This is a genomic window from Neobacillus sp. DY30 (assembly GCF_030123065.1).
In the GTDB taxonomy this organism is placed as follows: Bacteria; Bacillota; Bacilli; order Bacillales; family Cytobacillaceae; genus Neobacillus.
Map to the genome: position 1 here is coordinate 3,032,373 of NZ_CP126093.1, position 20,728 is coordinate 3,053,100.

The 20,728-nt window shown below is 39.6% G+C and carries 23 protein-coding genes; 22 read left to right on the forward strand and 1 reads right to left on the reverse strand.

All coding sequences use genetic code 11. The annotated features are described in order from the left end of the window. Positions 1–367: 367 nt before the first annotated feature. The 5 genes from QNH29_RS14615 to QNH29_RS14630 all read left to right on the forward strand — a co-directional run bounded on the left by QNH29_RS14615 (position 368) and on the right by QNH29_RS14630 (position 4,256). Positions 368–862: a GNAT family N-acetyltransferase gene (locus tag QNH29_RS14615; RefSeq protein ID WP_283865466.1), complete on the forward strand. Its 495-nt coding sequence runs from the start codon at positions 368–370 to the stop codon at positions 860–862. Positions 863–1,053: 191 nt separating this feature from the next. After that, positions 1,054–1,983 carry a plasmid pRiA4b ORF-3 family protein gene (locus QNH29_RS14620; RefSeq protein WP_481858834.1) on the forward strand — a complete coding sequence of 310 codons (930 nt, stop codon included), beginning with the start codon at positions 1,054–1,056 and terminating at the stop codon, positions 1,981–1,983. Positions 1,984–2,096: 113 nt separating this feature from the next. Then, on the forward strand, positions 2,097–3,029 hold the full coding sequence (locus tag QNH29_RS14625) for a DUF7916 family protein (RefSeq protein WP_283865468.1): 933 nt from the start codon (positions 2,097–2,099) through the stop codon (positions 3,027–3,029). A 93-nt stretch (positions 3,030–3,122) separates the two neighbouring features. Then, positions 3,123–3,203, forward strand: a complete 81-nt coding sequence (locus tag QNH29_RS30435; protein ID WP_481858835.1) for a hypothetical protein — start codon at positions 3,123–3,125, stop codon at positions 3,201–3,203. 762 nt (positions 3,204–3,965) lie between these two features. Next, entirely contained in the window at positions 3,966–4,256 is a 291-nt protein-coding gene (locus QNH29_RS14630; protein ID WP_283865469.1) for a hypothetical protein, read from the forward strand. Positions 4,257–4,452: 196 nt separating this feature from the next. Here QNH29_RS14630 and QNH29_RS14635 read toward each other — a convergent pair whose 3' ends face one another. Further along, complete coding sequence (locus QNH29_RS14635) at positions 4,453–5,166, reverse strand: glycosyl hydrolase family 18 protein (protein ID WP_283865640.1); 714 nt, start codon at positions 5,164–5,166, stop codon at positions 4,453–4,455. Positions 5,167–5,291: 125 nt separating this feature from the next. On the opposite strand from QNH29_RS14635, the gene QNH29_RS14640 reads away from it, so the two are divergent. The 17 genes from QNH29_RS14640 to mdh all read left to right on the forward strand — a co-directional run bounded on the left by QNH29_RS14640 (position 5,292) and on the right by mdh (position 20,706). After that, a complete protein-coding gene (locus QNH29_RS14640; protein ID WP_283865470.1) occupies positions 5,292–6,236 on the forward strand; it encodes an aldo/keto reductase family protein in 945 nt (314 codons plus the stop codon). A gap of 513 nt (positions 6,237–6,749) precedes the next feature. After that, positions 6,750–8,180 carry a sensor histidine kinase gene (locus QNH29_RS14645; RefSeq protein ID WP_283865471.1) on the forward strand — a complete coding sequence of 477 codons (1,431 nt, stop codon included), beginning with the start codon at positions 6,750–6,752 and terminating at the stop codon, positions 8,178–8,180. Beyond that, positions 8,177–8,749, forward strand: a complete 573-nt coding sequence (locus QNH29_RS14650; RefSeq protein ID WP_283865472.1) for an ANTAR domain-containing response regulator — start codon at positions 8,177–8,179, stop codon at positions 8,747–8,749. The genes QNH29_RS14645 and QNH29_RS14650 overlap by 4 nt, the downstream gene beginning before the upstream one ends. A gap of 171 nt (positions 8,750–8,920) precedes the next feature. Further along, complete coding sequence (gene eutH, locus QNH29_RS14655; RefSeq protein WP_283865473.1) at positions 8,921–10,180, forward strand: ethanolamine utilization protein EutH; 1,260 nt, start codon at positions 8,921–8,923, stop codon at positions 10,178–10,180. 5 nt (positions 10,181–10,185) lie between these two features. Further along, complete coding sequence (eutS, locus tag QNH29_RS14660; protein WP_283865641.1) at positions 10,186–10,527, forward strand: ethanolamine utilization microcompartment protein EutS; 342 nt, start codon at positions 10,186–10,188, stop codon at positions 10,525–10,527. Between the two features lie 14 nt (positions 10,528–10,541). Then, positions 10,542–11,042 (forward strand): EutP/PduV family microcompartment system protein, encoded by a 501-nt coding sequence (locus tag QNH29_RS14665; protein WP_283865474.1) that lies wholly within the window; start codon positions 10,542–10,544, stop codon positions 11,040–11,042. A gap of 144 nt (positions 11,043–11,186) precedes the next feature. Then, positions 11,187–12,632, forward strand: coding sequence for an ethanolamine ammonia-lyase reactivating factor EutA (locus QNH29_RS14670; RefSeq protein ID WP_283865642.1), 1,446 nt, complete (start codon positions 11,187–11,189; stop codon positions 12,630–12,632). Positions 12,633–12,649: 17 nt separating this feature from the next. Beyond that, positions 12,650–14,014: an ethanolamine ammonia-lyase subunit EutB gene (locus tag QNH29_RS14675; protein WP_283865475.1), complete on the forward strand. Its 1,365-nt coding sequence runs from the start codon at positions 12,650–12,652 to the stop codon at positions 14,012–14,014. 12 nt (positions 14,015–14,026) lie between these two features. Next, the gene (gene eutC / locus QNH29_RS14680) at positions 14,027–15,031 is read left to right on the forward strand and encodes an ethanolamine ammonia-lyase subunit EutC (protein ID WP_283865476.1); all 1,005 of its coding nucleotides are present in this window, start codon (positions 14,027–14,029) and stop codon (positions 15,029–15,031) included. A gap of 12 nt (positions 15,032–15,043) precedes the next feature. After that, complete coding sequence (gene eutL, locus QNH29_RS14685; RefSeq protein WP_283865477.1) at positions 15,044–15,697, forward strand: ethanolamine utilization microcompartment protein EutL; 654 nt, start codon at positions 15,044–15,046, stop codon at positions 15,695–15,697. Between the two features lie 23 nt (positions 15,698–15,720). After that, a complete protein-coding gene (locus tag QNH29_RS14690) occupies positions 15,721–17,241 on the forward strand; it encodes an acetaldehyde dehydrogenase (acetylating) (protein ID WP_283865478.1) in 1,521 nt (506 codons plus the stop codon). A 16-nt stretch (positions 17,242–17,257) separates the two neighbouring features. Next, positions 17,258–17,551 carry a BMC domain-containing protein gene (locus QNH29_RS14695; protein ID WP_063255493.1) on the forward strand — a complete coding sequence of 98 codons (294 nt, stop codon included), beginning with the start codon at positions 17,258–17,260 and terminating at the stop codon, positions 17,549–17,551. 220 nt (positions 17,552–17,771) lie between these two features. Continuing rightward, entirely contained in the window at positions 17,772–18,428 is a 657-nt protein-coding gene (locus QNH29_RS14700; RefSeq protein WP_283865479.1) for a phosphate propanoyltransferase, read from the forward strand. Next, positions 18,425–19,081 (forward strand): hypothetical protein, encoded by a 657-nt coding sequence (locus QNH29_RS14705; protein WP_283865480.1) that lies wholly within the window; start codon positions 18,425–18,427, stop codon positions 19,079–19,081. The genes QNH29_RS14700 and QNH29_RS14705 overlap by 4 nt, the downstream gene beginning before the upstream one ends. Beyond that, positions 19,081–19,362 carry a EutN/CcmL family microcompartment protein gene (locus QNH29_RS14710; RefSeq protein ID WP_283865481.1) on the forward strand — a complete coding sequence of 94 codons (282 nt, stop codon included), beginning with the start codon at positions 19,081–19,083 and terminating at the stop codon, positions 19,360–19,362. The genes QNH29_RS14705 and QNH29_RS14710 overlap by 1 nt, the downstream gene beginning before the upstream one ends. 2 nt (positions 19,363–19,364) lie before the next feature. Then, positions 19,365–19,727 (forward strand): BMC domain-containing protein, encoded by a 363-nt coding sequence (locus QNH29_RS14715; protein ID WP_283865482.1) that lies wholly within the window; start codon positions 19,365–19,367, stop codon positions 19,725–19,727. A gap of 28 nt (positions 19,728–19,755) precedes the next feature. Beyond that, positions 19,756–20,706 carry a malate dehydrogenase gene (gene mdh / locus QNH29_RS14720; RefSeq protein ID WP_283865483.1) on the forward strand — a complete coding sequence of 317 codons (951 nt, stop codon included), beginning with the start codon at positions 19,756–19,758 and terminating at the stop codon, positions 20,704–20,706. Positions 20,707–20,728: the final 22 nt, after the last annotated feature.

Here is a 20,728-nt window from a genome sequence, read left to right on the forward strand (position 1 = left end):
CCTGAAACAATCAGAACAAAGATATTTCAGGGACTAGACCTGTTGCCAATATAAATAACCCATATCTTAAATTCTTGCCGGGTTCGGATTATGAGTACAAAAAGTTAATTAGCGTATCAATTTTAGGTTCAAGTCGCATATGATTTGGACCTTTTACTTTTGTGACATAAAAATTAGTAAACAAATTAGCACATGAATTAGTAGAATGACAATAGCTGATGTCATACTTTCTATAAGTACGCTAAAATTGGTTTCAAAAATATTGCTAAAATAAATGTCAATATTGAGTAAAACAATTATTTTCCGTTAATTTCCTTTGGAATATAGAAAGATATAGTAAAATTTTTAAAGAAAGGGGAAGAGAAAAATGATAATAAGACCTATTGAAGTTAGAGATGCCGAAAAATTTTTGGAACTGAGCAAGAGAATTGATGAGTCTGGATTTATGCTGTTTGAACCTGGAGAACGCCAAACAACTGTTGAACAACAAAGAATATCAATTGAAAGAATTTTGTCCGAACCAAACTCAATCTTCTTTGTTGCAGAAATTGAAAACAACCTTGTCGGATTTATTGCAGTAATAGGAAGCAATTTAACTAGAAATCGACATTCCGCAAATATTGTTTTGGGAGTTCTCGAAGACTATCGAGGACAAGACATTTCGACTAAGATATTCAACAAAGTCTCTGAATGGGCAAAGGAAGTTGGAATTTCAAGATTAGGGCTTACAGTTATTAAAAATAATAATAAGGCATTCAACCTATATAGGAAGATGGGGTTCGTTTTAGAAGGAGAAAGAATCCAATCGTTAAAAATTAATGGGGAATTTGTAAATGAATATTACCTTTATAAATTGTTATAAAGCCAATAAATAAACAAACAAAGCACCTTTCGAAAAGGCGCTCTTTAATAATGTCTAAATTACTGCTTAATTCATTGCAAATTTCACACCAAGTTAGTGATAGAAAAAGATTGTTTTGATGAATAACGAAACAAGGTATTCGATTGTGATTTACAGACCAAGTAAAAGGGATCTTTCCAATATATAAATTAATTCGTGAGGCCATCATTACTGCTTTACGAATGGAAGGTGTTCGTAAAGAAATCATAGAAGTATATATAGAAAAAGCGGGTGAAATTACATTTTCAAAAACGGCTAGTAGAAGCATCGTTGGAAAGATGAATAATGCGTTACGTGAAATTGAAATCATGCAAGAATATTTAGATGAAAAGACAAGAATTCAGCGATATATTAGCGTTATAACCGGTAGATTTAAACAATTATCTGGACACGATCCAGGGTTTTATCCAATTGAAAAAACGCTCAAATGCCTCAGCCTAATTTTTGATCAGGAAGGTCATGAAGTTGTAGAGGATGTTCTCGATATTGACCTGTATCAACTGAAAATAAAAATCAATCTAGAGGGTCATGAAATTGGGCGGCGGGTTCTAGTGCCTTCTACTTTTTCCTTCAGACATCTACATAATATTATTCAAACCGTTTTTGATTGGCATAACGGTCATTTATATGAATTTGTTGTAGAAAGATCGGAAAGGAAGAACCTTAAAATGGTCATGGATGACGACCCCGAGACGATGGAATATTTGGATTTTGATGCATTTGACATTCTTCAGGATCGATTTGTTGCCCTTGAAGAAATTTTTCCAACCAATAGTGAAGTACTATATGAATACGATTTTGGAGATTCCTGGGAACATACGATCACATTGGAAAAAGTGGTAAAATCAAATGAGTTTCGTGCCATATTTGTTGAGGGAATCGGAGAGAGACCTCCTGAAGATGTAGGAGGAGAAGGGGGCTATAAGGAATATCTGCGGATTATGGAAGATGTAAACGATCCAGAACATGAGGACATAAAAGCATTGTCCAATCATCAAAAGGAAAGAAACATAAGCAAGGAAAAGATTAATCATAGACTTAAACAAGTATTAAAAGGCTATCAATATTCATCTTATTTGTGAAAAGGTAGTATCTCACTCACCAAGCCAATACATCTTTAACCGCACAGTAAGTTTTTTTCATAAACTTTTGGAAGACTAGCAGAATGAAGAAATAAATAAAAGAGGTGAATGTGATGAAAAGGATATTAGATTGTAGAGCTTCTGATTTTCGGCAAATGGACAGGAAAGATTTAAAGCAGGCAATTCGCGCTGCAGAAGGAAGAACAATCATGGCTGAAACGGTGGTAACATCACAACCCTTACTTCCAGAGGTATCCAACCCGGAAGTGATGAAGGCGTTCGGAGCGGATATGATTTTACTAAACCTGTTTGATGTTTTTAACCCTGTAGTAAATGGGATTGAGTCATACAGCATATTTCAGCCAAATGTTATAGGCAGTGAAGTGGATGAAAAAATTATTCAAAAAATAAAAGAACTAACGGGCCTGCCGGTAGGCATTAATCTTGAACCTGTTGATCCAAATGCCCATGCTTTAGAAAAATTGCATACAATGCCGGAAGGACGTACAGCTACTGAAAATTCACTAGCGATGGCAAAGCAATTGGGGTGTGATTTTATTTGTTTAACGGGAAACCCAAAATCAGGGGTAACCAATGAGAAGATTGAACATGCTATTACATTGGCGAATAAACATTTTGGAGGGCTCATCATAGCGGGCAAAATGCATAATGCTGGAACGGCAGGAAGCGTATTTGATTTACATGCATTTTCTCGCTTTGCAGAAGCAGGAGCAGATGTCATTCTTTTCCCCGCACCAGGAACAGTCCCTGGTGTCCGTGAGGAAACTCTTGCGAATGCAGTAGAAAACGTTAAAAACAAAGGGGCATTAACCCTTGCAGCTATTGGCACTAGCCAAGAAGGAGCAGATGAAGAAACCATCCGCGCCATCGCTTTAAGCTCCAAAAGAGCAGGAGTAGATATTTTTCATATCGGGGATGCTGGGTATTCTGGTATGGCACTACCTGAAAATATTCAAACCCTTTCGGTTACGGTAAGAGGGAAAAGACATACATATATAAGAATGGCGGCATCTGCCATGAGATGATAACCAGATAGTATCCCTTTCTATTTAAGAAGGGGATTTTTTGTCATTTGAACAATGACCAGTATAACCTCTTTAATGTCAGAATTTAATAAAATGTGGGTTAAATCTGGTGGTTGGGCAATTGATCTTTTTATTGGTAAAGTAACTAGGGAACACAATAAAACAATTATTTAAATGTAGAAAACTAGTAAAAAGGTGCGATGTGGTGATTATTTCCGATTCGGATATGTGGGATTGAGGAGTTCCTACGATTACATATTCTTTAAGAGGTCTGGCTGCTCTCGAGTTTTCCCTAAAAACGGCCAATACCGATTTGCATTCCGGCATGTTCGGCGGCGGCGTTCAGAACGCTAACCATTTGTTAGTGTAGCTGCTTTCTACTCTTCATGATATAAACGGAAAGGTAAATGTTGAAGGGATTTACGATGATGTTTTAGAATTGACAGTTTTGAGAAGGAACAAATTAAAGCACTGGGCTTTGATGAAGAAAAACTAAAAAAACAGTTGGGCTTAACGGAACTAACAGGAGGGGAAAATAATTATCCATATCCTGAAAAAATCAAGCCAACATTAGAATTAAACGGCAATGAGGCGGATTTCAGGGGGAAGGGACAAAAACGTTATCACACCTTATTTTATTTTTTCAATTAAGCCTAATCCTTCCAATAAATCTACTGGTAATAGCATTTTCATACTGAATCCCACCGCCGGTTGAACCAAACCCTGGAGCAATATCACTTTTTTGGATTTTTAGATCATCATAATAAAGGTCATAAGCTTCCATGTAATTGAGTTTTTGTATTTTAAAACCGAACGGCTAAACCAACTTGTGTAGGTCTTTTTTTAAGAGCCTTTTATGTTGGAAAGTCAATTCGTGAATAAGTTACAACATTTCTTATCAACTTAAGAAATATACAATTTAGAAGAAGGTGTAATATGGCGAAAAATGGTTATCGGTCATTCACCATCATTGCTTTAAGCATGGCAATATTACTAATTTCATCTTGTAGTCAGTTACAAAGAAAAGAGGAATACATTAAGAATAAAACTCCTCGAGAAGTTTTAGGTTTCTACACAGAAAAGGAAGGAACGTATCCAGGGTCTCAACCTACAGTTGACTCGCAGTACAACAGTTTAACCATCATTGCACCTTTTTGGTATAAGCTTGATGATAAGAGTCCAGGGAGTCTTATAGATTCCGAATCTGGTTTTTCTTTTAGTAAATAATATAGCAAGTCTGTCATTTTTACTGTGTCACATACTCTTCTTTAGGTTTCTATAAATTCGTATAGAAATCGGTACTCCTGCATTTCTATCTTGTTCTCCAGTGATTATGAATGTCTTTGGGGAATATTCTTAAGACGTTGATTTAAGAAAAGGGGATCGTCGCAGCAATCCCAATAGGATTTAGAAGACCATACCTTCACTTTTTTACTTTTATTTTCTCGGGTATAATCTTCCAGTACTTTGAGTCTTCCAAACCGAGTCGCCAAATACCGATTCCCCGTAAGTTATATTTTTCTACAAGGTTTAGCTTAAACCCCAGACTATGGCTATTCTCAAACCATACTCGGTGGCTATGTTGATTTTTATCTACGTAGCTGAAATGAGGTGTTTGCGAACGGGAGTCCCATACAACTTTAGCTTTATATTTATTTTTTTGATCCATTACCTGTGCATAGGAGCTATATACGGCTTTGTTTGCTGTACTATCCCAGTCCCATCCATAACCTGCGATACCCAGTAAAATTTTTGAAGGTGGTACTTCCTGTTTCAAAGCATACTGAATCGTTGCTTCTGTCCAATCGACTGATGCTGTTGACCCGGGTTTTGTTCTGGGATTGTGTTCATCGTATGTCATAATCATTAACCCATCTGAATATTGACCTAGCTTTTTGTAATCAAACCACGGTGACCAGGGATTAGCACGGGAATCACCTGTGTTTGCCGGGACTGAAACCGTAACTAATTTTCCATCCTGGTGCAAAGCATCAGATAATTTTTTTATCATCAGACTAAAGGAATCCCGGTCAGTCAATTTCAAATTTTCCATGTCAATATTAATACCATCATATTTAAACTGATTTATTTCATTGCGTAAGTTCTGAATGAAAGCAGTGCGGTTACTATCGTTAATGAGTACGTTACTCGCTACCTACGTCAAATCAAATCCTGCAGTAATTTATAATTGTAAAAATAGTCCGAATTTTATATAGTGTTATCTGAAGGTCGTTTTCTAATTTTTCTGGGAGGTTGATGTCGATGAAATACAGACGTTTAGGGAATAGTGGGTTAAAGGTAAGTGAAATAAGTTTAGGAAGCTGGTTAACCTACGGAAAAACGGTTGAAGATAACACGGCTGAGAAAACCATACATAAAGCATATGAGCTGGGGATTAACTTTTTTGATTCTGCCAATGTTTACGAGCGTGGTGAAGGTGAACGCGTTATGGCTGGGGCTTTAAAGGAATATCCACGTGAATCTTATGTCATTACGACAAAAGCGTTCTGGCCAATGGGGGAAGGACCGAATGACCGCGGATTATCGAGGAAGCATGTGATTGAACAAGCCAATGCGAGCTTGAAGCGAATGAACTTAGATTATGTTGATATTTTTTACTGTCACCGCTATGATCAAGAAACGCCAGTAGAAGAAACGTTGAGAGCCATCGATGATTTAATTCGTCAAGGGAAGATTCTTTATGCTGGTGTAAGTGAATGGAGTGCAGCTCAGATTGAAGAGGCAGTCCGTGTGGCGGATAAATTCCTTTTAGATCGAATTGTCGTAAACCAGCCTGTATATAACATGTTAAACCGCTATATTGAAAAGGAAGTTATTCCGGTGAGTTCAAAACATGGGATTGGACAGGTGGTCTTTTCTCCTCTCGCTCAAGGAATTTTAACAGGAAAATATAAAGGAAATACCATTCCAGAGGATAGCCGTGCATCAAATGAAGAAATCAACAACTTCATGAAGGGGATGTTGAACGAGAATACCTTTACGAAGGTAGAGCAGTTAGAGAAGATTGCCAAAGAATTAGAAATCACGCTGCCTAGCCTTGCATTAGCATGGATTTTACGTCAGCCAAATGTTTCAAGCGCACTAATTGGTGCAAGTAGACCAAGCCAAGTAGAAGAAAATGTCAAAGCCGTTGAAATGGAACTTACGAGTGAAGTTATTGAAAAAATTGAGGGGATTTTGGCATAGAAACACTTTTTGACCGGAAAGTTCAATTTTTGAGAATAAAATAATAGTAAAAATAGAGTGCTAAAGCTTCAAAGGCTTTAACGCTCTATTTTTGTTGTTTTATTAATATTAAAAATATATAAACCTTAGCAAAATCCTATATAGACTGTAATCAACAGTGTAATAGTATATGCTGTCACTTTGTTAATTGTTAGGCTTAATTGGGTGGTAATTTTTTGCTACTATATCACTAGTGACATAATAGTGGAATATACCAATGTAACGGAATGCTCTTGTAGTGATCTTGATTGTCTCCATGACGGGAAGTGTTTCATATAAGGTTAATATATAAAAGAACTTACAAATCTGGTTTGGAGGATATTTTATTGAGGAAATTTTAAAGCATAAGGTAAGCGGCGTCAAATTTGTCCAATTAAAGTAAGAGATTGAAAGTTTTCGGAATATTGACAAAAACCTCTTATAAACACTATAATAATGTTATATATTCTTCTCATTTATTAGGAGATTCGACATATGAAAAACAACATGTTGGAAGAATTATGCTACCTACATACAAATCTATCGAAGGAAGACGTTTTACTGTTACAGGAGTTAGTTGGAAATTTATCATTAATCGCTGACTTGAATAAAGCAAATATTTTTGTTGATTGTTTAACAAAAGAAGGAAAGCATGCGATTGTCGTCGCCGAGGCTGCACCGACAACGGCTAAACCCGTTTATAAAAAATCTGTTGTGGGAAAATTTGCTTATGAAGCGTTCGAGCCTTCCGTTCTCTATACATTAAGGACTGGGAAGCCAATGTTTCAAAACCGTGCATTAACCCAAGAGGGAAAAACGGTAGATCAAAGTGTTGTTCCAATTAATGGCGCTAATGACCGGGTAATTGGTGCGCTCATAATGGAAAAGGATGGTAGTGAACAGCTTCAAAATCAACAAAAAATGGAAGCGTTGTCAGAAGCGACTGAAACATTGAGTGAAATTCTTATCGGTATGACTGAAAATCGTCCAATTATACCTGAGATGATTGAAGAATCTCTCTTCTTTATCGATCAAGAGGGGAAAATACTCTATTGTAATCCTTCAGCAATTAATCTAATTCAGGAAATGGGCGAAAATGATAGATCGATAGGACAGCCATTAGTTTCTTTTTTTCCTAGAATTCAAGCGATCCTCAATGAACCTGAAGAACTCATGTTTCAGGAAGTGGAGATGTTAAATAAGATTTTTCAGGTAAAAAAAATAAAGCTTGGTCAGTATGACAGAGCAAAAGGCATGTTTGTTATTTTTAAAAATATTACTGAACTAAGAGAGAAAGAAAAAGAATTGATTGTTAAATCAGTGGCAATACGTGAAATTCATCACCGTGTTAAAAATAATTTGCAAACGGTTGCCAGTCTTTTGCGGCTTCAAATGAGAAGAGGCCTGCCCGAGGAAAGCAAAGTCCATTTTGTGGAAAGCTTAAATCGCATTACAAGTATAGCCTCGGTTTATGAAGTCATATTGTCCAATTCAAGTGTGGATGATGTTGATATTTATAAGTTGCTTGAAAAAATCGGCAACATGCTTGTTTGGGAATCTGAGCATGAAAATAAAAAAATAATAATTTCCTATACGGGCAAGCACCTGCAGATTAAATCAAATAAAGCAGTATCAGTTGCCTTGGTGGTAAATGAATTAATCCAAAATTGTGTAAAACATGCTTTTAAAACGATGGATGAAGGTAAAATTGATGTCCTATTTGAGCAAAAAGGCAATGATATTGAGGTTCAAGTGATCGACAATGGGGAAGGATATTCGCCAAAGTCAAAACCTTCATTTGGATTAGATATTGTCAGAATGATGGTTGAGAATGATTTATCTGGACATTTTTCGATTCAACGAACCGATCTGGGGACGTTGGCAACTGTTACATTCCCCGTAGAATGGGAGATGAGTCTATCGTGAAAAAAAGAATTATCGTGGTGGAGGATGAATCCATTGTCCGCCTTGATGTGACAATAATGCTCGAGGATGCAGGATATGAGGTAATTGCTCAAGCAGGTGATGGTGAAAAAGCAGTAGAACTTGCTTTTGCATTAAAGCCAGATTTAATTATAATGGATATTAAAATGCCAAAATTAAATGGTTTAAAAGCAAGTGAAATCATTTCGAAAAAAATGAATACACCAATCCTTATCTTAACCGCTTATAGCCAAAGAGAGTATATTGATAAGGCGAAGCAGGCGAATATTATGGGTTACCTTGTCAAACCGATCACAGAAGCCAATTTGATTCCAGCAGTAGAAATAGCGCTAAGACAAGCAGAGAATACCCAGGTTTATCGGGAGCAAGTAGAAAACATGAACAAACAGCTGTTGGACAGAAAAATGGTTGAAAAAGCAAAAGGGATCCTCATGGAGAAATATAATCTTCCAGAAGATGACGCCTTTCGAAAAATGCGAAAAATTAGTATGAACAAGCAGGTTCCAATGGAAAATGTGGCGAAGCAAATTATTTTGGTAAACAATGCTTAAAATCTTTTACAAGTGAATAAACATGGGCAAGGGTGCTCTGCGGTTTTGACTTTTGGAACCGTACGGCACCTTTTTGTCTTTTTCTGCAAAATGTGGAAGCGTATTCACTGTGGAGATTGTCTCATTTACCATTTACTATATATTTTTTTTTACAATCAAGGGGGGTTAAACATGGAGATGGTAGGAAAAATAGTCATTTACATCATCATGACTTGTGCAGTAATGGGGGCAGTTGCCGCTATCCGTAATAGTGATGACGGATTAGGTAAACAATTTATGGAAGGGTTACATGCGGTTGGGCATATTTTCGTGCCTGCAGCGGGGATCATGGCTTCAATTCCATATCTATCATGGTTTATTGACAAGGTTTGTGGTCCGTTTTTTGCGGCAATAGGTGCGGATCCAGCAATTGCGGCGACAGCCATACTCGCCACAGATATGGGTGGATACCAATTAGCTGAAGTGTTAAAACAAACGCAAGAAGGATGGATCATGGCGATGGTCGTTGGCTTTATGGCTGGTGCGACAATCGTTTTCTCGATTCCAATGGGGCTTGCAATGCTTGATAAGCGAGACCATAAATATATGGCCCTTGGTGTAATGGCAGGGGTATTAACGATTCCAATTGGAGCACTTATTTCTAGTACAATTATTGCTCTATCAAATTCAAAAGTCCGTGATTTTATTTCGACTTCCGGAGAGGCGAAATTCCAATTTGCATTAGGGTATGGACAAATATTGTTGAATTTAAGCCCGTTATTACTATTTGTTGTTGTGATTGCAGTAGGCTTGTATTTCCTTCCGGATGTAATGATTAATGCATTTATGTGGTTTGGAAGAATTTTAGATGCAGGTATCAAGCTTGTTCTTGTTTTCTCCATCGTGGAAATTTTCACAGGCCTTTTTTCCAACGTATTAGGTGGTTGGGGCTTCCACCCAATCATGGCGGATAAAGCAGATCAATTCCGCGCATTAGAAACCGCTGGGTATATTGGTATCATGCTTGCTGGTGCCTTTCCAATGGTTTACTTATTGCAAAAGTATGCGGGGGGCCCTCTAGAAGCTCTTGGTCGTAGGCTAGGGTTAAGTAAAGAAGGCAGCGCCGGATTGGTTGCAACGATTGCCAATATCCTTGCGATGTTTAAATTGGTTAAAACGATGCCGCCGAAGGATAAAGTGATCAATATTTCTTTTGCCGTCTGTGCAGCGTTTTTATTAGGGGACCATTTATCCTTTACTGCAAACTTTCAACCGACTTTAATCCTGCCAATCATGATTGGAAAAATTTCTGCTGGGGTCATCGGTATCGGTCTTGCTTATTGGTTGTCAGTACCTAAAGCACTTGAGCTAGAGAAAAAGGACCGTGAAGCTGGTATCATTGGTAAGGATGAGTATTTACCAGCACTTGAAAATGAAAAGAAAGTAGTGTAATGGAAATGAGTGAAGAGAAAAAACGATTTATACAGGAATTTGTACCAGGAAAACAGGTGACATTGAGTCATGTAATTGCCAACCCTGATCCGGATATGTTTGATAAACTAGGAATTGCGCAGGGGGGAGCAATGGGAATCTTAACGTTGACGCCTAGTGAGACGGTTATTATCGCTGGGGATTTAGCAACGAAAGCGGCCGACGTGCAAATTGGCTTTTTAGACCGTTTCACAGGCAGTCTGGTCATTGTTGGCAGCGTTTCCTCGGTACAAATGGCAATGGAAGAAATTAACCGGTTTCTATCTGATGTTTTACGTTACACACCTGCAGAAATTACTAAATCATAATGGGGGTAAGGGCGATGACGAAGAAAAATCGGGCGATGCTGATTGGCTCCATTGGTGCTGGGAAATCAACCTTAACGAATGCTCTCCTTGGAAGTAAAGTTCCGGCGGTTAAGACCCAAGCACTTGTCTATCTTGACTGGCTTGTCGATACACCAGGTGAGTATACGGAAAATCCGTTTTTCTACAAAAATATTATGGCAACGGCACTGGAAGTTACTCACGTTTTATACATGCAGGATGCGACAAAGCTAAAAACAATCTTTCCTCCAGGATTTAGTACAGGTATTTCGAAGTTACCAATCGGGGTTGTAACGAAATGTGATTCAGAAAAGGCAGATATCAAGGAAGCGGTTCGTCAATTAAAAAGGGTGATACCAAGTGGACCGATTGTCAAGTCATCGGCATTTACTGGACAAGGAATGCAAGAAATAAAAGATCTAGTGAAATGTAACACTATGGAGGAAATGAAGAATTACACAAAGACCATCCCTGAAGAAATAGCTATTTTTTTATGAAACCCTTTACAAAAAAGGATTACTAGACTAAAATACTAATATAACAAGTGAATATAGTAGGCAAAGGCGCCTTATACAATCTGTCATTTTTCCGATGGATTGTATAGGGCGCCTTTTTGGTTTTTAAAAGATGAGGTGATCTCCATTAAACGATACGAGCCTCAACATGAGGAAATTCTTAGCGCGGGTATTGATATTGGGACTAGTACGACAAAGCTTGTAATTAGCAAGTTTTCGCTCATGAATGTGGCAGGCGGGATGCATATGCCGCGAATTGAGATTATTAACAAGGAAGTATTATATCGCAGCCCAATCTATCGGACACCATTATTGTATTCGACGTCCATTAATAGTAGTGAGGTAGAATCTTTGGTTCAGAGAGAATATTTAAAGGCTGGGATAAAGCCAAAGACAATAAAAACAGGAGCTGTCATTATCACTGGTGAGACAGCAACAAAACAAAATGCCCAGGAAATGGTCCATCATTTGTCCAATCATGCAGGAGACTTTCTCGTCGCGACTGCCGGACCCGATCTTGAGGGTATTATAGCGGCTAAAGGTTCGGGTGCCTTTGAATATTCAAAGAAGTCAGGGAAGGTGATTGCCAATATCGATATTGGCGGGGGAACCGCCAATGTTGCTGTTTATAAATCAGGAAAACTACTCGGGACCTGTACCTTGCATATTGGCGGAAGGCTGATAGAATTCGCGGGTTCAAAGATTACTAGTATCTCGCCGCCGGTAAGGGAATTGTTTCAACAGTGGCGGGTACAAGTGAAAGAAGGCAATCAGCGAAAAGATTCAATCATAAAAGGCCTGACTGAATATATGTCAGCTGTTATTGCAAGGATGTTAAATAGGCAACTGCTCAAAACGGATAAACCGTTACTTTTAGGTCACGCACCGAATTGGCGGGAAAATATTGATGAAATTATGTTTTCTGGCGGAGTTAGTGAATGCCTTTATAGATATGAAAATGGTTCCCCTGTAACCGCGCAATATGATGATATCGGGGAAATTCTTGCGGCATCTCTTAGGGAAAGCAAGGAATTGTCTCAGTGGACATGGGTCAAACCAGATGAAACCGTACGTGCTACCGTACTTGGAGCAGGCACACAAACAACGGAAATCAGCGGGGCAACCATACAAGTGGATAGCAGTCAATTACCTCTACGCAATTTACCTGTTTATCAGGTTCCTTTTGGTCATGATTTGCAGGAGGGCTTAAAGAAACTCCCTGCAGCCGTACAACACGCCGTAGACGTATATGACTCACAGCGGGAAGGACAAAACTTTGCCTTGTTTTTAACCGAAATCCCGTATTTAGGTTTTCGTGATATTCAACAATTAGCCGCAGCAATCTTGGAATCTGTGAAAGTAAAACCGAATGGCGAACAGCCGTTAGTGATTGTTTTGGAGAGCGATCATGCAAAGGTTCTTGGTCAAACCATTAAAGTCCAAAATCCGAAGCAAAACATTATCTGCATCGATCAAATTCGGGTGGAAAATGGAGATTATATCGATATTGGACACCTGCTGCAAACAAGTGTGGTGCCAGTTGTTATTAAAACATTAACGTTTCATCATTAGGAAAGGAGGATTTTTCCTTGAAGCTGCAAACGAATTACTTAGGAACCGTTTATCAATTTGCTTCCTTAAAGGATCTATTTGCGAAAGCAAACGAAGAAAAATCTGGAGACCGTTTAGCGGGTTTAGCAGCTGAAACCGTACAAGAACGGATTGCTGCTAAATTAGTGCTTAGTCATTTAACGCTTTCGGATATACGTGAAAACCCATTACTTTCTCCCGAAGAGGATGAAGTATCACGGATTATTGAAGGTCAAATCAACGAACCTGTCTATCAATCTATCAAAAATTGGTCCGTAGCCGAGCTGCGTGAATATATTTTGAACGATTTGACAACAGGTGAGGAACTAAAAAGACTTAGCCGTGGACTAAGCAGTGAAATAATCGCGGCAGTGGCTAAACTGATGTCAAACCTTGACCTCATTCACGCTGCAAGTAAAATCGAAATTTTAACAAAATGTAATATTACCATTGGTTATAAAGGAACACTCGCCTCACGTTTACAGCCTAACCACCCGACGGACAATGTCGAAGGAATGATCGCTTCCCTAAAGGAGGGATTGTCGTATGGTATCGGTGATGCAGTGATTGGAATTAACCCAGTCGACGATTCAGTTGAAAGTGTTAAGCGTTTGCTCCATGCCACCCATAATTTTATAAAGGAGTGGGAAATTCCTACTCAAAACTGTGTCCTTGCCCACGTTACCACACAAATGAGGGCTATTGAGCAAGGGGCGCCAGCAGACATGATTTTCCAAAGTATTGCTGGAACAGAAGCAGCGAATCATTCGTTTGGTATTTCGGCCACTTTACTAGAGGAAGCCAATCATATGGCAAAGACCTTAGGGACAGGAACTGGGCCACAGGGTTTGTATTTTGAGACAGGCCAAGGTTCCGAGTTATCAGCAGAAGCTCATTATGGGATTGATCAAATGACATTGGAATCAAGAAATTACGGCTTTGCCCGCTATTATGATCCATACATCGTTAATACCGTTGTTGGATTTATTGGACCTGAGTACTTGTATAACAGCAAGCAGGTTATTCGGGCTGGCTTAGAGGATCATTTCATGGGGAAAATGCATGGTATTCCGATGGGTGTTGATATTTGTTATACGAACCATATTAAAGCAGACCAAAACGACATTGAAGATTTGGGTGTACTACTAACGGCTGCTGGTGTTAATTTCATCATCGCAACGCCAATGGGTGATGACTGCATGTTAAATTACCAATCGATGAGCTATCATGATGTCGCTACCTTAAGACAAACATTGAATAAGCGTCCATCACCAATTTTTAGTGAATGGCTCGAGAAAATGGGAATCCTTGAAAATGGCAAACTGAGTAAGATTGCTGGGGATCCAACCATTTTTTCCCGATAGGAGTTGAAGAAGATGAATCCTGAGCTTATAGAAAAAGTAACAAAGCTAATTGTTGAAAAATTACAATCTGGAAATGAATCTGAAACACACGTGACAGGAAGCGACGTACCTAGTTCGGTCGTTAAATTTTGGGATCATACGTCAAATGGAAATCCCAAAAATACGAATCATTCACCAATAACTGAATCTAACGTGAAAGAAAAGGATACCGCGGGACTGATACATTTTGGTGATTATCGGACAGCCAATTCAAAGCATGACTTCACTGAAAGTGTTGTGCTGACTTCTTCACAAATTGAAAATCCAGCTAATCCTGAAGAGCTGCAAGAGCTTATTGCGAAAACACCGTCACGGATTGGGGTCGGGAGAGCGGGTCTGCGTCCGAAAACCGACACATGGTTAAAATTCCGTTTTGACCATGCGGCTGCAGTAGACGCAGTATATGGAGATGTAAAGGAAGAACTTTTAAATCGTCTTGGTCTCTTTAAAGTAAGCACGAGGGTGAGCGATAAAGAAGTATACATTAGGCGCCCAGATTATGGACGAAAGCTGTCAGATGAGACAAAGCAATTAATCAGTGAAAAGTGCCGTAAAGAACCAACTGTACAAATTATTATTTCCGATGGGCTGAGCTCCAGTGCGATCGAAGAGAATGCAGAGGATGTCTATTTATCTCTCCAGCAATCACTGCAAAGCCTAGGTATCGATGTCGGAACGCCATTTTATATTGAAAAAGGCCGTGTTGCCGTCATGGATGATGTCGGTGAATTGCTTCAGCCGAAGGTAGTAGTTTTGTTAATTGGTGAACGACCGGGTCTTGTTAGTGCTGAATCCCTTAGTGCCTATTTATGCTATATGCCAAGAAGAGGGACGATTGAAGCAGACCGAATGGTCATTTCGAATATCCATAAAGGCGGGATTCCTCCTGTTGAGGCTGGTGCGTATATTGGGACTGTCATTCAAAAAATATTAAAATATAAAGCTAGCGGAGTTTCGCTTGTTCAAAAGGAAAGCTAGGGGGTAATAAGTTTGGCTTTAGAACGTATTTACGCTGATATATTAGCAGTTCGCGTGATTCCAAATGTTGACCCTGATTTGGCAAAACAGTTTAACCTAAAGCCGTATCATCGAAGTCTGGCCATCTTTACCTCAACCGTTGATGATATTGGCTACACAGCCCTTGATGAAGCAACGAAACGGTCAGATGTTGAAGTGGTGTATGCGAAGTCCTTTTACTCTGGTTCAGGAAACGCCTCCGGTCCATTATCGGGAGAAATGATTGGAATTATTGCTGGACCATCACCAGATGAAGTTCAAAGCGGGATGGATGCTGTTCAACAAACAGCTGAATCAGCTGCCTATTTCGAAGCACTAAATAATGAAAAAACACATGCATTATATGCGCATGTCGTTTCAAGCACTGGTTCCTATTTATCTTCTGAGGCAGGAATTAGAATAGGCGAACCATTGGCATATTTAATAGCTCCTCCATTAGAAGCTGTATATGGCTTAGATGCGGCTTTAAAAGCCGCAGATGTAAAATTAGTCAAATTTTTCGGTCCGCCATCTGAAACCAACTTTGGCGGTGGTCTTTTGACAGGAAGTCAATCTGCGTGCCAAGCGGCAGCAGATGCATTCCGGGAGGCGATCCTAGATATCGCTGATAAACCAATTAAATATTGATTCACTGAATGAGGGAGTGTGTAATGGTGCAATTTGATCAGGATCTCCAATCCATCCAAGAAATGCGTGACGCTGTCAAGCTCGCAAAGGAGGCGCAATTGAAATACTTGACCTACACACAGGAACAAGTAGATGAAATTGTTAAGCGCGCCGCACATGCGGCATATGCTAAATCTCTTGAACTTGCCAAAATGGCAGTAGAAGAAACAGGCATGGGTATTGTGGAGCATAAAAAAATAAAAAATGACGTCGGTTCCATGGCTGTTTATGAATCCATTATGAATGAAAAGACAGTTGGGATTATTCATGAGGATCGTGTTAATAAGGTAACCGAGGTTGCCTATCCCTATGGAGTGGTTGCGGGGATCATCCCAACAACAAACCCAACATCAACAGCTATTTTTAAAACATTAATTTCTTTAAAAACAAGAAATGCCATCGTCGTCAGCCCGCATCCACGCGCTGCCAAATGTACGATAGAAGCACTAAAAATCTGTGAACAGGCTGCGATTGAAGCGGGCGCGCCGGAAGGTCTCATCGGCTGGATTTCCAAGCCGTCGATGGCTGCAACAAACGAATTAATGAAGCACCGTGATGTGAATCTTATTTTAGCAACCGGCGGAGGCGCCTTAGTCCGTGCAGCCTATAGCTCTGGTAAACCGGCATTTGGTGTAGGACCGGGGAATGTCCCTTGCTATATAGAAAAAAGTGCCAATATTGCTAAGTCAGTATCGATGATTATTGATAGTAAATCATTTGATAATGGGACAATTTGTGCAACAGAGCAATCACTTGTTGTCGATCGTAATATCTTACAAGTTACCATCCGGGAACTAAAGAATAACGGGGCGTACATTTTAAATGCTGAAGAGAAGAAAATCCTTGAAAAAGTTATCTCTCCTGCACCTGGTAAATTAAACCCGGATATTGTGGGCCAAAGTGCCCTTAAGATTGCGGCAATGGCAGGAATTACTGTTCCATCCGATACGAGGGTATTAATCGCAGAGGAATCAAGAGTAGGGAAAGAGGTTCCATTTTCGATTGAAAAACTCTCGCCAATCTTTGCTTTATATACAGCGGATAGTTATGAGGAGGCAAAGGATTACTGTCTAAAGCTTCTCAATCTTGGTGGAAGAGGACATAGTCTGTCGCTTCATACGAATGATGAAAAAGTTGCAAAAGACTTTGCGCTTGAAATGCCTGTATCAAGACTCATGGTCAATACCCTTTCGTCGATTGGAGCAGTTGGAGCAACAACAGGATTAAAGCCATCGCTGACACTGGGCTGTGGTTCATTTGGAGGAAATATAACATCAGATAATGTGACAGCCCGTCATCTCATCAATACTAAGAGAATGGCCTATGGAATTAGAGAGGCCTCAATCCCGAAACCATCACTTGAAAATAGTCAAACAAATGATGCGAAAGACGTTGAGTTTATCGTTGACCAAGTATTAAAACAAGTTAATCCTAAAGGCGAAGTTGACGCAAATGTAATCGCACAAATGGTAAATCAAGTTATTAAACAATATCAAACTAACTAATTAGGGGGAAAATAAAATGAGTAGAGAATTAACAGCGTTAGGTATGATTGAAACTAAAGGATTAGTGGCATCTGTAGAAGCGGCAGACGCAATGGTTAAGGCAGCAAATGTTCATTTAGTTGGGAAAGTTCATGTGGGCGGCGGGATTGTTACCGTTCTTGTCCGTGGTGATGTAGGTGCTGTTAAAGCTGCAACAGAAGCAGGTGCAGCAGCAGCAACACGTGTTGGTGAGCTTATGTCTGTTCACGTAATCCCACGCCCACACAATGAATTAGAAAGCATTTTACCAAAATTAGAGGTTCAACTATAATTAAGGCTGTTTTCTAAAAGATTGTTGTTAAAATCTTAAAGCCGATTTTAACGTGGAAATATCTATTTTGTACTTTAGAATTTAGTTTGCAGGCTCTTTTCTTATTAAATTTTGATTATTTCAGCGGATATTTTGCACAATCATTAATTTTTGTTCCAAAAAGTAACAAAGTTTAAGAAAAGAGCCTTAATAAAAGTTTAATAGGTTAGGAGCATGAAACATGGAACAACAGGCCATACAATCGATTGTGAATGAAGTAGTTTCGCGGTTAAAGGGAATTTCCGTCAATCCTTTATCGATACCTATGGCTGTTTCTGCTCGGCATTGTCATTTAAGTAAAAGCGACTTGGAAGCCCTTTTTGGTGAGGGTTATGAATTAACAAAAAAAGCGGATTTATCACAGCCAGGTCAATTCGCTGCGAATGAAACCATTACGATTGTAGGACCAAGAGGGAGCCTTGAAAAAGTGCGCATTCTTGGTCCTGCGCGTAATATGACCCAAGTGGAAGTGAGTCAAACAGATTCCGTTAAACTAGGTTTGAAGCCGCCGTTAAGAGAATCTGGAGATATCAAGGGTTCTGCTCCGATTACATTGGTTGGACCAAAGGGGAGTCTCTATAAAAAAGAGGGGCTGATCATTGCCCAGGCTCATATTCACATGACGCCGGAAGATGCCGACCACTTTACTGTTGAGAATGGGGAATATGTTAAGGTGGAGGTTGATGGGGAACGCCCTGTCATACTTAGCAAGGTTTTAATTCGCGTTTCTCCAAGGTACAAGCTTGAAATGCATGTCGATACAGATGAAGCCAATACCGGTTTTATTACCGGGAAAACAATGGGAAGACTCATAAAATACGAGGAAGGATCATTATGATTGATCGCAAAATGGTTGAGCAAATCGTACATGAAGTAATGAAGCAACTTTCCATACCAGTAAGCAAACCAAAACCAAATCTTCTTTTAGTCGGGGAACCCATATATATTGAACCAACACTAGTAGAGAAAATGGAGGATCATTGGAATGTATTAAAAGCTGAATCCTTTACAGGAAAAGAATTACACATGCTCGACCAAGTGCTTTTCCTCCATGTAACACAGGATTTGCTGGTAAAGGGAGCACTTGGTTTTTTCGATACGGACGATAGTAAATTGCTTTCACGCTGTATGATGGAATCGATACCCGTTTCTCTCATTCCAACCGCATTTTTACAGGAACAGTTGTTGGAGAAAAATTCAAAGAACAAGGCTTATGTACAACACTTGCTTGGATATAAGGAGAATTTGGAGAAATTTGGAGTTAAATTTGAGGCATTTGAGAGCTTTATGAGCAATGGTACCGAAGTCAAGCTGGATCCAGTATCAAATTCCCGTAAGAAAAAGCTGTTAACACAGAGAGATGTAGAGGAAAGTAAAGAAGACCAAATTGTGATTGAGAAAAGTACCATTATTACTCCTTTAGCGCGTGATACGGCACGGGCGATGGGAAAAAGCATCAAGGTAATTGAATCAAAAGGGGCGAAAGCTTAATGCAAAAGGGGACAGTGATTGGTAACGTATGGGCTACTAGGAAAGAGGATGATTTGCAGGGGTTGAAATTTTTGTTTATCCAGCCGGAATACCCTGACCGAACCCCAGCTGGAGCACCGTTTATTGCGGTGGACCGAATCGGGGCAGGCTTCGGCGACCAAGTCATCGTCACTAGAGGGAGTGCTGCTGCCAATATGTCCGGTGATACAAAATTGCCAATTGATGCACTGATTATTGGTATTATTGATTCCGTTGATATAGATACGAAACGAGGTGAATAATCATGGGAAGAGCAATAGGTATGATTGAAACAAGAGGATTGATTGGATCGATAGAAGCTGCAGATGCCATGTTAAAATCGGCAGATGTCACTTTGGTTAAGCAAGAGAAAATAGACGCAGCCCTTGTAACAGTATTAGTTCAAGGTGATGTCAGCGCTGTTCAAGCAGCTGTCGATGCAGGTAAAGCAGCAGCAGCACGAGTGGGAGAACTCGTTTCCGCCCATGTCATTCCACATCCAGATGAATCCATCAGAAATGTGTTATTAAAAAAGGATGATAAGAGCAAAGAAGCTGCCAAAGTTCCATCCGAGGCCAAAAGTTCCAGCAAGAAGAAAATAGCAAATAAATCCGAAGAGAATCAATAATCCTAAATTTTTTGAACGGGGGAGAAACATGGCCTTTACACGTAGAAAAATAGCGGTTATCGGAGCTGGATTCACAGGTGCAACCGCTGCTTTGTTGCTGGCACAAAAAGAGCTGGGAGATGTTGTAATCGTTGACATTCCAGCACAGTGCAATCCAACAAAAGGGAAAGCACTCGATATGCTTGAAGCCGGACCAGTTCAAGGCTTTAATTCAAATATTACTGGAACTTCCAACTATGAAGATATTCAAGCTGCTGATCTTGTGTTAATTACTGCGGGTCTTCCAAGAAAGCCGGGGATGAGCCGCGATGATTTAGTTGCAACAAATGAAATGATTATTAGAGATGTTTCGGAGAATGTTAAAAAATATGCCCCAAACAGCTACATCATTGTCCTAAGTAATCCAGTCGATGCCATGACATATGTATGTTATAAAACGACTGGCTTTCCGAAAAACCGCGTTATTGGTCAATCCGGTGTATTAGATACAGCACGCTTTAATACTTTTGTTGCGCAGGAATTAAATGTTTCTGTTGAAGATATTTCCGGTTTTGTCCTTGGCGGCCATGGCGATGATATGGTGCCATTAGTACGTTATTCCTATGCCGGCGGAATTCCGCTTGAAAAAATTCTTCCGCCAGATAGAATTGAAGCGATTGTGGAGCGAACACGTAAAGGCGGCGGCGAAATCGTGAACCTGCTTGGACAAGGCAGCGCCTATTATGCTCCCGCAGCTTCCATGGTTCAAATGGCAGAAGCAATTTTAAAGGATAAAAAACGGATTCTTCCATCTATTGCCTATCTGGAAGGGGAATATGGATACAACGATATTTACCTAGGCGTCCCTACAATACTAGGTGGAAACGGAATCGAAAGTATCATCGAAATACCATTAACCGATGATGAAAAAGCGGCACTCAACCAGTCTGCCCAATCGGTTAAAAATGTAATGAACATATTAGAAACAGCAAAAGCTTAACTAAAAAGGATGTCCTTAATTT

Coding starts and splice junctions, on each gene's coding strand:
- eutH (WP_283865473.1), top strand. CDS start 8,921: ATGGAGATGGTAGGAAAAATAGTCATTTACATCATCATGACTTGTGCA.
- QNH29_RS14710 (WP_283865481.1), top strand. CDS start 19,081: ATGCAAAAGGGGACAGTGATTGGTAACGTATGGGCTACTAGGAAAGAG.
- QNH29_RS14645 (WP_283865471.1), top strand. CDS start 6,750: ATGAAAAACAACATGTTGGAAGAATTATGCTACCTACATACAAATCTA.
- QNH29_RS14690 (WP_283865478.1), top strand. CDS start 15,721: ATGGTGCAATTTGATCAGGATCTCCAATCCATCCAAGAAATGCGTGAC.
- QNH29_RS14715 (WP_283865482.1), top strand. CDS start 19,365: ATGGGAAGAGCAATAGGTATGATTGAAACAAGAGGATTGATTGGATCG.
- mdh (WP_283865483.1), top strand. CDS start 19,756: ATGGCCTTTACACGTAGAAAAATAGCGGTTATCGGAGCTGGATTCACA.
- QNH29_RS14700 (WP_283865479.1), top strand. CDS start 17,772: ATGGAACAACAGGCCATACAATCGATTGTGAATGAAGTAGTTTCGCGG.
- QNH29_RS14695 (WP_063255493.1), top strand. CDS start 17,258: ATGAGTAGAGAATTAACAGCGTTAGGTATGATTGAAACTAAAGGATTA.
- QNH29_RS30435 (WP_481858835.1), top strand. CDS start 3,123: ATGTGGGTTAAATCTGGTGGTTGGGCAATTGATCTTTTTATTGGTAAA.
- QNH29_RS14705 (WP_283865480.1), top strand. CDS start 18,425: ATGATTGATCGCAAAATGGTTGAGCAAATCGTACATGAAGTAATGAAG.
- QNH29_RS14615 (WP_283865466.1), top strand. CDS start 368: ATGATAATAAGACCTATTGAAGTTAGAGATGCCGAAAAATTTTTGGAA.
- QNH29_RS14625 (WP_283865468.1), top strand. CDS start 2,097: ATGAAAAGGATATTAGATTGTAGAGCTTCTGATTTTCGGCAAATGGAC.
- QNH29_RS14665 (WP_283865474.1), top strand. CDS start 10,542: ATGACGAAGAAAAATCGGGCGATGCTGATTGGCTCCATTGGTGCTGGG.
- eutC (WP_283865476.1), top strand. CDS start 14,027: ATGAATCCTGAGCTTATAGAAAAAGTAACAAAGCTAATTGTTGAAAAA.
- eutS (WP_283865641.1), top strand. CDS start 10,186: ATGAGTGAAGAGAAAAAACGATTTATACAGGAATTTGTACCAGGAAAA.
- QNH29_RS14640 (WP_283865470.1), top strand. CDS start 5,292: ATGAAATACAGACGTTTAGGGAATAGTGGGTTAAAGGTAAGTGAAATA.
- QNH29_RS14630 (WP_283865469.1), top strand. CDS start 3,966: ATGGCGAAAAATGGTTATCGGTCATTCACCATCATTGCTTTAAGCATG.